9 protein-coding genes are annotated in these 11,529 nt (G+C 63.4%); 4 read left to right on the plus strand and 5 right to left on the minus strand.

Annotated elements, in window-relative coordinates:
- Window positions 1-66 precede the first annotated feature (66 nt).
- Window positions 67-651, plus strand: coding sequence for a flavodoxin family protein (locus ACR42D_RS16585; protein WP_484567894.1), 585 nt, complete (start codon window positions 67-69; stop codon window positions 649-651).
- A gap of 342 nt (window positions 652-993) precedes the next feature.
- Here ACR42D_RS16585 and ACR42D_RS16590 read toward each other — a convergent pair whose 3' ends face one another.
- The 3 genes from ACR42D_RS16590 to ACR42D_RS16600 all read right to left on the minus strand — a co-directional run bounded on the left by ACR42D_RS16590 (window position 994) and on the right by ACR42D_RS16600 (window position 5,051).
- Entirely contained in the window at window positions 994-2,415 is a 1,422-nt protein-coding gene (locus ACR42D_RS16590; RefSeq protein ID WP_484567895.1) for a carbon starvation CstA family protein, read from the minus strand.
- Between the two features lie 136 nt (window positions 2,416-2,551).
- Complete coding sequence (locus ACR42D_RS16595) at window positions 2,552-4,252, minus strand: LytS/YhcK type 5TM receptor domain-containing protein (RefSeq protein WP_484567896.1); 1,701 nt, start codon at window positions 4,250-4,252, stop codon at window positions 2,552-2,554.
- Window positions 4,253-4,271: 19 nt separating this feature from the next.
- Entirely contained in the window at window positions 4,272-5,051 is a 780-nt protein-coding gene (locus tag ACR42D_RS16600) for a LytR/AlgR family response regulator transcription factor (RefSeq protein WP_484567897.1), read from the minus strand.
- A gap of 237 nt (window positions 5,052-5,288) precedes the next feature.
- Between ACR42D_RS16600 and ACR42D_RS16605 the strand changes: the two genes are divergently transcribed.
- The 3 genes from ACR42D_RS16605 to ACR42D_RS16615 all read left to right on the plus strand — a co-directional run bounded on the left by ACR42D_RS16605 (window position 5,289) and on the right by ACR42D_RS16615 (window position 8,648).
- Window positions 5,289-6,104, plus strand: a complete 816-nt coding sequence (locus tag ACR42D_RS16605) for a YkgJ family cysteine cluster protein (RefSeq protein WP_484567898.1) — start codon at window positions 5,289-5,291, stop codon at window positions 6,102-6,104.
- Window positions 6,105-6,211: 107 nt separating this feature from the next.
- Window positions 6,212-6,541 carry a cupin domain-containing protein gene (locus tag ACR42D_RS16610; RefSeq protein WP_484567899.1) on the plus strand — a complete coding sequence of 110 codons (330 nt, stop codon included), beginning with the start codon at window positions 6,212-6,214 and terminating at the stop codon, window positions 6,539-6,541.
- Between the two features lie 178 nt (window positions 6,542-6,719).
- Window positions 6,720-8,648 (plus strand): response regulator, encoded by a 1,929-nt coding sequence (locus ACR42D_RS16615; RefSeq protein WP_484568479.1) that lies wholly within the window; start codon window positions 6,720-6,722, stop codon window positions 8,646-8,648.
- Between the two features lie 188 nt (window positions 8,649-8,836).
- Here ACR42D_RS16615 and lepB read toward each other — a convergent pair whose 3' ends face one another.
- Together lepB and lepA are read right to left on the minus strand one after the other, a co-directional pair.
- Window positions 8,837-9,457: a signal peptidase I gene (gene lepB / locus ACR42D_RS16620; protein ID WP_484567900.1), complete on the minus strand. Its 621-nt coding sequence runs from the start codon at window positions 9,455-9,457 to the stop codon at window positions 8,837-8,839.
- Between the two features lie 24 nt (window positions 9,458-9,481).
- Entirely contained in the window at window positions 9,482-11,287 is a 1,806-nt protein-coding gene (gene lepA / locus ACR42D_RS16625) for a translation elongation factor 4 (protein ID WP_484567901.1), read from the minus strand.
- Window positions 11,288-11,529 lie beyond the last annotated feature (242 nt).

Here is an 11,529-nt window from a genome sequence, read left to right on the forward strand (position 1 = left end):
TCGTTTATGCGGGCTTAGCCTTGCCGTCAATCATCAACGCCAACCGCAGAACGACAAGGAGCGAAAATGGACATACTGACGCTGCTCGGCAGCCCCAGGGCCAGGGGGAACACGGCCACCATACTGGAGAAGGCGGAATCGGAATTCAGGGAACAGGGGCACCGCGTGAGCCGGATTCACGTCGCCCGCCGGGAGATCAAGGGATGCCTCGGATGCAACCAATGCAGGCAGTTCGCCGACCGGATCGCCTGCGTGCGGCAAGACGACGCGACGGAAATCCTGGAACGCATGATCGAGGCGGATGTGATCGTGTTCGCGACCCCGGTGTACTACTGGGGCATGACCGCCCAGCTCAAGGCCCTGGTGGACCGGACCAATGCGCTCATCACGCGGTACGGGGAACCGGAGCAGACCTCCCTGGTCCGGGGGAAGGGATTCGCCCTGCTGGCCACCGGCGCGGGGATTTACGAGAACAACGAACCGGTCTTCACGACCTTCCGCATGACCGTCGCGGCCCTGCAGGGCAGGCTGGTCGGCGAACTGCACGTGGGCGAATGCCGGGAGCCCGGCGACATGACCGACGAGACCAAGGCCAGGGGGACGGCCTTCGCCAGGCGGGTCCTGGAGCAATCCCTCCCGGCCCGGACATAGCCCCACAGGCGGGGAGGCCCGCTTTTGTCCGGCGGCTCAACCGCGTTCCAGGGCATGCTCAATGAAATCGAGCACCCGGACCGTGAACGGGCCGTCGGGCCGGTCGAGATCGCGGAACGAGGCGAAATGGTTCCTCCCCTCCTGGACGAGCAGCTCACCGTCATTACCCCGTTTGCGCCATGCGGTTAGGTATTCCCGCGCCTGCCGCCGGAATTCGGAGGATTCCTCCCCGCCCCCTGAGACGCAGGGTGCGTCCGGAAATGTCAACGGCGCACGCGAAGAGGCCCGCTCCTTTCGGGAGCGGGCCTCTTCCTATTGCAATGCCTATGTCGCCCGTTGCGGCTAGGCGGAGGTCTCCGCGGCGGTCTTTCCGGAGAAGACGTACTTGAACAGGAAGATGGCGAACGCAACCGCCGCGCCGATCAGGCCGATGATCACGGAGGTGTCGTAATCCAGTCCGAAGCCGATCTTGGCGTTGGCGATGAAGGTCACACAGACCGCGGTCATGAAGACTGCGGGCAGGGTGGCGATCCAGTGCAGCTTGCCGCGCTGGGCCAGGTAAGCGGCGGACGCCCACAGGACCAGGGCGCTCAGGCACTGGTTGGAGAAGCCGAAGTACCGCCAGATGGTCGAGAAGTTCTGGGTGGAGATGACGTAGCCGATGACGAACAGCGGCACGGAGATCAGCAGGCGCTTGCTGACCGCCTCCTGCTTCATCTTGAAGGTCTCGGCCACGATCAGGCGGGTGGACCGGAACGCGGTGTCGCCGCTGGTGATCGGCAGGACGATGACGGCCAGGATGGCCAGGCCGCCGCCGATGGAGCCGAGCAGGGAGTGAGAGACCTCGGCCACGACCGCGGACGGGGAGCCGGAAGCGATGACCGCGGACAGGGCCTGCGGGTTGTCGTAGAAGGACACGCCCAGCGCGCACCAGATAAGGCCGATGACGCCTTCGATGATCATGGAGCCGTAGAACACGGCGCGGCCCTGGCGCTCATTCTCGACGCAGCGGGCCATGAGCGGAGACTGGGTGGAGTGGAAACCGGAGATGGCGCTGCACGAGATGGTGATGAAGAGCAGCGGCCAGATGGGCTTGTCGCCGGGATGCATGTTGCTGAAGCTCAGATTGGGCAGCACCTGGTGGCTGGAGAACATCAGCGCGATGAACAGGGCGGTGGTCATGGCCAGGAGCAGGAAGCCGAGCAGCGGGTAGATGCGGCCGATGATCTTGTCGATGGGCAGGATGGTGGCCAGGAAGTAGTAGCCGAAGATGCAGGCCACCAGCAGGCCGGTGTTGATGCCGGTCAGGCCGTTGAGGAGCTTGGCCGGGGAGAGCACGAAGACCACGCCCACGAGCATGAGCAGGATGAACGAGAACAGACGCATGACCTGGCGGGCGGGCATGCCGAGGTACTCGCCGACCACCTCGGGGATGGACGCGCCGTTGTTGCGCACCGAAAGCATGCCGGAGAAATAGTCGTGCACCGCGCCGCCGAAGATACAGCCGATGACGATCCAGATCATGGCCACCGGGCCGTAGAGCGCGCCCAGGATGGGGCCGAAGATGGGGCCGATGCCCGCGATGTCGAGCACCTGGATGAAGATGAGCTTCCACTTGGGCATGACCATGTAGTCGATGCCGTCGGCCATGGAGACGGCCGGGGTCACGCGGTTTTCATCCGAACCGAAGATACGGTCCACGAACGTGCCGTAGACGAAGTACCCCGCGATGAGAAGGGCTATGCAGCCGAAGAAAAAGAGCATGTTTCACAACCTCCGATGAAATGTTACGCCGCCGGGCGGCGACTTTCATATAGGAGATTCCGTGAAGAGGATGCGACGGTTCCTGTCCGAACCGTCCGTTTTTCGGTCTGAAAAACCGTATCGGCTGACTGAGCGGTCAGGCGCGGGCGGGCACATGGAGCACGATGGTCGTGCCCCGGCCCGGGGTGCTGTCCACGCTGGGGGCGTACTGGCGGCCGTAGATGTGCTCCATGCGGCTCAAGCAGTTGCGCATGCCGATGCCGCCGTTCACCGAGTCCGCGCACTCGGTGTTCAGGACGCGGTCCAGGGTCTCGCGGTCCATGCCCACACCGTCGTCGGCCACGCGGACCTCGAGGCAGCCGTTTTCGCGCCGGGCGGTGAGCCGGACCGTGCCGCCCCGCTCCCGGCCGAGCACGCCGTGGCGGATGGCGTTCTCCACCAGGGGCTGGATGGTCAGCGGCGGAATGGGCCAGTCCTCGCACCCGGCCTCCACCTCGGACTCCACCCGGACGCGGTCGCCGAAGCGGGCCTGCTCGATGGCCAGGTAGGAGCGCACCTGCTCCAGCTCCTCGCTCAGGGGGATGAACCCCCGGCTCAGGTCCAGGTTGCGGCGCATGTACAGGGACAGATCCATGAGCAGCTCGCGGGCGCGCTCGGAATTGGTCCGGCAGAACGAGGTGATGGTGTTCAGGGAGTTGAACAGGAAATGCGGGTTGATCTGGGCGTGCAGGCGGCGGATTTCGGCCTGGGCCAGCATCTGCTCCTTGATCTGGATGTCCTCCAGCTCCACCTGGGTGGAGAAGAGGTTGGCCAGCCCGGCGGCCACCTCGAACAGGGTGGCGTTGAGCGGCCGCTCGCGGCTGCCGTAGAACTTGAGGGTGCCGACGATCTCGTCGTTCTTCTTCAGCGGCACGATGATGGCCGAGGTCATGGGGCAGTCGTCCTGGTTGCAGCCGATGGCGTCGGCGCTGTGCAGGAAGGTGGGCTGGCCGGTGCTGAGGACCTCGCGGGTGGCGTTGGTGCGTATCTCGCACCCGGCCAGGTGGTGGTCGTCGCCCGCGCCGATGTGGGCGAGCACGTCGCTGGTGTCGGTGATGGCCACGGCGGCCACGCCCACCCGCTTGTAGATGATCTCGGCCGTGGCCGCGGCGGTCTCCAGCGACAACCCCAGGCGCAGGTAGCTGACCGCCATGTTGGCGATGTCCAGGATGATCTGTGCGTGCAGGGACTCGCGCCGTTCGCGGTCGCGGGAGAACAGGTTGACGACCTCCACGAACAGGGCCGCGCCGAACGCGTTGACCAGGACCATGGGCGGAGCGATGAGCTTGACCAGCTCCCAGGCCACGGGGAACGGCCTGGACATGAGCAGGAGCAGCCCCATGTGCATGGTCTCGCCCGCCAGGGCCAGGACCGAGGCCATCCGCCAGTTCATGGCCTTGTCGCCGTATTTCCAGGCGATCATGCCCGCCACGAAGCCCTCGATGGCCGTGGCGATGCCGCAGGGATAGGCGCTGAAGCCGTTCAGATCGAAGACGATGCGGTGCACCCCGGCGATGAGCCCGGCGCCGATGCCGACCACAGGCCCGCCGAACAGGCCGCCGGAGATGACCACCATGGCGCGCAGGTTGGCCACGGAGTCGAAGACCGCGTTGCCGGTGTAGGTACCGAGGATGCCGAGCAGGCCGAAGAGGATGGTCACCAGGACCGTGCGCAGCCGGGAGCTCTCGCTGGTGAAGTGCATGCGCCGCACGGGCATGATGGTCATGAACAGGAAGACCACGCCCACCATGAGACCGAACCGCTCGGCCAGGGTCAGGGTGATTTCATAGGTGTTCAACGCGTTCTCCTACATTCACCTAGAGTTCCATGGCGTCTTTGAACGGACGCACCCGGGCCTTGCTGACCGTGATCTCGGTCTCGGCCTCGTCGCGCATGGTCAGCACGTACTTGCCGTTGAACCAGGGGGCGTAGGTCCGCACCAGCGCCAGGTTGACCAGCTGGGACCGGTTGGCCCGGAAAAAGGGAAATCCCTCCAGCCGCTCCTCGAGGCGGTCCAGGGTCACGTCGCTGGCGCAGGGGTAGAGGGCCTCGCGCGTCTTGGCGTGGATCCGGCGGTTCACGCAGTCGAAATAGACGATCTCCTGGGGGCTCAGGAGGATGTTGCGGCCCGAGTGCTCCACGCTGATGCGCGTCACGCCCGGCTTGATGCCCGCGCCCGCCAGCAGCCTGCGCAGGACCTCGCTCGACTCCCGGTTCTCGCTGGCGGCCAGCCGCCTGCGCACCCGCTCCAGGCTGTCGGCCAGCCGCTTGGGGTCCACGGGCTTGAGCAGGTAGTCCACCGCGTTCTCCTCGAAGGCGCGGATGGCGTAGTCGTCATAGGCGGTGACGAACACGACCAAGGGCTGGCCGTCCATGGCCATGACCTCCTGGAGCACGGAAAACCCGTCCCGGCCCGGCATCTGGATGTCCAGGAAGACCAGATCCGGGCGCTTGGCCGCGATACTCTTGACCGCGTCCGCCGCGTTGCCCACAGTGCCGACCACGTCGATGTCGCCGTGGGACGAGAGCAGGTAGTTCAACTCGTCCCGGGCGGGCGGCTCGTCGTCCACCAATATGGTCCGTATGATGTTGTTCATAATCATTCCTGCGTACGGGGGTACGCAAGGACGAAGTAAGGCATGCGCGGCCAGTTGGCAAGCCCGCACGACACCGCGCACCGGTTCGGCTTCCTCATTCCCGGCGGGCGCACCGGAAAACAGCACGCCCTCCGGGCTCGCGGCGACTATATATCTTGACAACATGGCCCCTCTGACCCGAAGGAGGTTATGGAGGGAAGCCCCTCCGAAATACACCGACCATTTCAGAGGTGACCCATGGCCGCCCGCTCCCGTTCCAAGACCGGCAAGGCGAAGCGTTCGCTCCGGCGTCCGGCCCGCAACAACCCCGCGCTCCCCCTGGCGTCCCCCGAGGCGCAGCGGGAGACCCTGGCCGACCGCCTTTCGCAGGAGCGCGCGGCAGCGTTTGTGGCGGCTCTGCGCCCGCAGGGCGAGGGTGCCGACCATACGGTCAAGGCGCTGCACGACGCCGGGCGCGAGGCGTATGACGTCTGCGAAGCCATGCTGGACGAGCTGGAGCTGGACCCGCCGCTGGCCTGCAAGCGCGGCTGCATCCACTGCTGCTACAACCAGGTGGCCCTGACCGAACCCGAGGCCCTGTTCCTGGGGCTGCACCTGCTGGGGACGCGCTCGCCCGAGCGGCTGCGGGACCTGGCCGACAAGGCGCAGAGACTGGCCGATGACCTGACAGGCAAGAGCTGGCAGGAGATCGGCATGATCCGCCACAAGCTGCCCTGCCTGTTCCTGGAGGACGGCGGCTGCTCGGTCTACCCGGCCCGCCCCCTGGCCTGCCGGGGCTGGAACTCGGTGAACGAGAAGATGTGCCTGCTCAGCAACCTGTCCGGGGACGCCCTGACACCCATCGAGAACCATCCCATTGTCCGGGAGATCGCGGACGGCATCCAGACCGGCCTGCTGCGCGGCGCAAGCGGGCTGGGCCTGGAGGCCGGCTACCTGCTCATGGCCCGCGCCACGGCCCTGCTCCTGTCGGGCGACCCGGAACAAGGGGTCATGGACACCACCGCCGACTGGCTGGACGGCAAGCCCTTCTTCGGGCGCAAGGCCAAGTGGTGACCGGCCCGTAGCCCCGCAGCGAGAAAGATATCGCGAACGCAAAGAGATCTTCCTCTGAAAGCTGGCCCACATCGCACGTCGGGTGTATAAGCCATACAGGAGGTCCCATGAGCAAGAACAAGAAGATCGGCGTCTCTTTCCCTGTCGAGGAATCCATTACGTATGCCGACGACTCCGTCGTAAGCCAGACCCTGCTGAACAAGGACACGGGAACAATCACCCTTTTCGCCTTTGACCAGGGGCAAGGCCTGAGCGAACACACCGCCCCGTTTGACGCCGTCGTCCACATCCTGGATGGCCAGGCCAGAATATCCATTGGCGGAGAGCCCCACGTTGTCGGCAAAGGCGAGATGATCATCATGCCCGCGAACATCCCCCATGCGCTGCAGGCGGAGCAAAGATTCAAGATGCTTCTGATCATGATTCGCGGCGAGTAAAAACAGCAATCTCCGATGGGATTGCATGTTCCCGTGAACTGCGGTTCGGTGCAAGGTAGGTATTTTCCCCTCTAAGCGCCTGGACAGAAGCCGCAACTTATGCTGTTATTTTTTACAAAATATGGAGTTGTCGATACAATTAATCTTATTTATCACAATTGGTTAAGTATTGAGAGCCATGCCTCGACTTAATGAACTCACCCTGCCGGTCAAACGATGGACCTTTCTCATTCTTGTCTGCTGGACATGTGTCAGCATTTTCTTTGTCGAATACACTTTTCATCTTCTCGAGGAATCCACCTTGGCGCAGGTCCGCACCAAGGCGCAGGAAGCGTTCAACAAGGACCAATCCTTCCGCTTCTGGGCCACCATGCACGGCGGCGTGTATGTTCCCATAACGGAGAAGACGCCCGCCAACAAATACCTGTCGCAGGTGGAAGAGCGGGACATAACCACGCCTTCGGGGCGGGAACTGACCCTCATGAATCCGGCTTACATGGTCAGGCAACTCAATGAGTCCTTCGGCTCCCTATACGGCGCCCAAGGGCACATCACGAGCCTCAACCCGTTGCGCCCGGAGAATGCCCCGGACGAGTGGGAAAGAGCGGCTCTCCTCCAGTTCGAAAACGGCGCGGATGAAGTCTATGCGATCCAGAATACAGGCGGGGAACGATTCGCCCGCCTGATGCAGCCCATGCAAGTGACCCGTGGATGCCTCAAGTGCCATGCCCACCAAGGCTATAAGGTCGGCGATGTCCGAGGCGGCGTGAGCGTAAGCGTTCCCATGGCTCCTTTCCTCGCCGCTCAGGCCGACCTCAAATTCAAATCGGGTCTTGTCGTTTCCGGGCTCTGGTTTTTCGGCGTCTGCCTCGTCCTTTTCGGTTCCTCGCTCCTCGCCCGGAACTTCCGGGAACGGGACATCCTGACCCGCAACCTTGAAACAGCCAAGACGAATGCGGAATCGGCCAACTCGGCCAAGTCCGTCTTCCTGGCGAACATGAGTCACGAAATCCGGACGCCGCTCAACGGCATCATGGGGATGCTGCAGCTTTTCAAGTCGACGCCCTTGACCGCGGAGCAATCGGAATATGTGGATGCGGCCCTCCAATCAAGCCAACGGCTGACATTCCTGCTCTCGGACATCCTCGACCTTTCCATGATAGAAAAAGGGGTTCTCACGTTCCGCCATGAACCGGTGGAGATCGCCTCCCTGGTCGACTCCATCCGGAATCTGTTCACGGTCGCAGCCAAACAGGCGGGGATCGACCTCGTTTTATCCGTGGACCCGGATGTGCCGCAACGCATCATGAGCGACCCGACCCGCCTGCAACAGCTTCTCACCAACCTGGTCGGGAATGCCATAAAATTTACCCCCAAAGGCAGTGTCCGGTTATCAATCCACAACCTGAAGCCCTCTCCTTCGGGCCAATGCAGACTGCTGTTCGTGGTCGGCGACACCGGAGAAGGCATACCGGACGACAAAATCTCGCACATATTCTCCCCCTTTGCCCAGGCGTCCGAAGGATACACGCGAAACTACCAGGGGGCCGGGCTCGGCTTGGCCATCTGCTCCCGGCTGGTGGACGCCATTGGCGGTTCCATATCGGTCAGCAGCCAATTGGGCCAAGGCACGGACGTATACTGCAGCCTGACGTTCGACCTCGTCCCGGGCGACCCGGTCGCAATTCCCGACACGCGGTCTGATGATACCCAGCCCTATTATGACATGGCTATCCTCCTGGCCGAAGACGACCAGGTCAGCAGAATGGTGGCCGAGCGGCTGTTGAGCAAGAGCGGCTGCCACGTCACCTGCGCCAGAGATGGCCGGGAAGCTCTCGACATCCTGAAAGGCGACCACTTCGACCTCGTGGTCATGGACATCCAGATGCCGGTCATGAACGGCCTGGAGTCAACCAGGGCCATCCGCAACGGCGAGGCCGGGGAATGGTGCCGCGGCATACCGATCATCGCCATGACGGCCTACGCCATGGACTCGGACAGGAAGCGCTTCAACGAGGCCGGAATGGATGACTATATCCCCAAGCCCGTGGACAATGAGACCCTGCTGGAAACATTGCGCAAATATTCCATTCTCTTGAAATCATAGCCAGCCCCGATTCGTCGGTCGACCCGGGACAGGACCTGATCGACACCACGGCCGACGGGCTGCGCGGCAGGCCCTTCTTCGGGCGCAAGGCCAAGTGGCGAGCCTCCCGGTATCGGACCGCCCAAGACAATCGCGCACAAAAAAGCCGCTCCAAAGAGCGGCTTTTTCATTCCGTATTGAACCGTCGGCTAGTTCAGCAACGTGCCGATTCGATTGAAGCGGATGTCGGTCAACGAGCCCCAGGACCAGTAGATGACCAGGGCCTTGCCCACGATCTTGGACCGTTTCACCGGGCCCCACCAGCGGGAGTCGTAGGAGCCCTCGCGGTTGTCGCCCATGACGAAGTACTCGCCCTCGGGGATGACCACCGGGCCGAAGTTGTCGCGCACGGGCAGGGTGTCGGCCTTGGTGTGCATCACGTACGGCTCGTCCAGGGGCTGGCCGTTGATGTAGACCACTTTGTCGCGCACCTCCAGGGTCTCGCCCGGCAGGCCGATGACGCGCTTGATGAAGTCCTTGGACTCGTCCTCCGGGAACAGGAAGACGACGATGTCGCCGCGCTGCGGGTCGCCGGTCTTCATCAGCACCTTGCCGTCCGTGGTGTCGAGCCAGATGTCGGACGGCAGGCGCACGTCGTAGGCGAACTTGGAGACCAGCAGGTGGTCGCCGATCTGCAGGGTCTCGAGCATGGACCCGGACGGAATCTTGAAGGCCTGGACGATGAAAGCGCGGATGACGAAGGCCAGGAGCAGAGCCACCACGATGGCTTCCAGGGTATCACGAAACGATTTGAGAGAGCTTTGAGTCATGGGATTCCTTATTGGGAGGGCCGACTAGTCCTCGTCGGCTTTCAGTACGGACAGGAACGCTTCCTGGGGGATTTCCACGTTGCCCATGCGGCGCATGCGCTTCTTTCCCTCTTTCTGCTTTTCCAACAACTTGCGCTTCCGGGTGATGTCGCCGCCGTAGCACTTGGCGGTGACGTCCTTGCGGAAGGGCGCGTTGCGTTCCTTGGCAACGATCTTGTTGCCGATGGCGGCCTGGATGACCACCTCGAACATCTGGCGCGGGATGCTGCGCTTGAGCTTGAGCGCGAGCGAGCGGCCGATGCGGGCGGAGTTCTCACGGTGCACAATGCAGGAGAAGGCGTCCACGGGGTCGCCGTTGATCAGGATGTCCAGCCGGACCAGGTCCGCCTCGCGGTAGTCGATGACCTCGTAGTCGAGGGAGGCGTACCCCTTGGTGGAGGATTTCAGCTTGTCGAAGAAGTCGTACATGACCTCGGCGAACGGGATCTCGTAGGTGATGACCACGCGCGTGGAGGTGATGTAGGCGATGTTCTTCTGGATGCCCCGCTTCTCCTCGCACAGGGCCAGGACCGCGCCCACGTACTCGTTGGGCACGTGCACCTCCAGGCGCACGAACGGCTCGTGGATCGCCTTGATGCGGGTCGGGTCCGGCAGCTTGGACGGGTTGTCGATGATCAGGTCCTCGCCGGTCACGGTGGTGACCTTGTAGATGACCGACGGGGCCGTGGTGATCAGCCGGGCCTCGAACTCGCGCTCGAGGCGTTCCTGGATGATCTCGATGTGCAAGAGCCCCAGGAAGCCGCAGCGGAAACCGAAGCCGAGGGCCTGGGAGGTCTCGGGCTCGTAGGTGAAGGCCGCGTCGTTGAGCTGGAGCTTTTCGAGCGCCTGCTTGAGGGTCTCGTATTCGGCGGGCTCCACCGGGTACAGGCCGGAGAAGACCATGGGCTTGACCGGCTTGAAGCCGGGGTACGGCACGGCCACCGGGTTGTCGGACAGGGTGATGGTGTCGCCCACGGGCGCGTCGCCGAGCTCCTTCATGGAGGCGCACAGGAAGCCGACCTCGCCCGGACCCATCTCCTTGATGTCCTTGGCCTCGGGCATGAACGCACCCAGCCGGGTGACCTCAAAGGACTTGCCGCTCGAGAATATCTTGATCCGGTTGCCCTTTTTCAGGGTGCCGTCGATGATCCTAAAGAGGACCACCACGCCCTGGTAGGAGTCGTACCAGGAGTCGAAGATGAGCGCCTTGAGCGGCGCGTCCGGGTCGCCCGAGGGCGGCGGCAGCAGATGGATGACCGCGTCGATGACCTCCTGCACGTTCAGCCCGGTCTTGGCCGAGACCATGATCGGGTTGGAGCAGTCCAGGCCGATGACCTCCTCGATCTCCTTGCTGATCAGCTCGGGGTCGGCGCTGGGCAGGTCGATTTTGTTCAGCACCGGGATGACCTCGAGGTCGTTGTCCAGCGCCAGATACACGTTGGCCAGGGTCTGGGCCTCGACCCCCTGGGTGGAGTCCACCACCAGGAGCGCGCCCTCGCAGGCGGCCAGGGACCGCGAGACCTCGTAGGAGAAGTCCACGTGGCCGGGCGTGTCGATGAGGTTGAGGATGTATTTCGACCCGTCGCGGTCGGTGTACGGGATGCGCACGGTCTGCGCCTTGATGGTGATGCCGCGCTCCCGCTCCAGCTCCATCTTGTCCAGGTACTGGTCCTTTTTCTCGCGGTCGCCGACCATGCCGGTGATCTCGAGAATGCGGTCCGCCAGCGTCGACTTGCCGTGGTCGATGTGGGCGATGATGCTGAAATTGCGTATTTTATCGATCTTGCTCATGATTTCCATTCGTAATGGGAATTTTCCGCCGGGCAAGGGGCAAGACCCCGTCCACCGGGCGCCGGAATGGTCTTGTAAGGCATTTGCACCCGGCTGTCCAATATATATGGGCGGCGGACGCCGGGCGCAACACTGTGCAGGACTTTGCCCTCCCCGGCCCACTCCTTCGGCCGCCCGCGCGCCGGGCACCCCCTTCAAGACCGGAACCAGGCCAGATGGGAACCGAAAGTATTGTGTCTTTT

It is taken from the genome of Pseudodesulfovibrio sp. lm2024, assembly GCF_051175575.1.
Taxonomy (GTDB): Bacteria; Desulfobacterota; Desulfovibrionia; order Desulfovibrionales; family Desulfovibrionaceae; genus Pseudodesulfovibrio; species Pseudodesulfovibrio caledoniensis.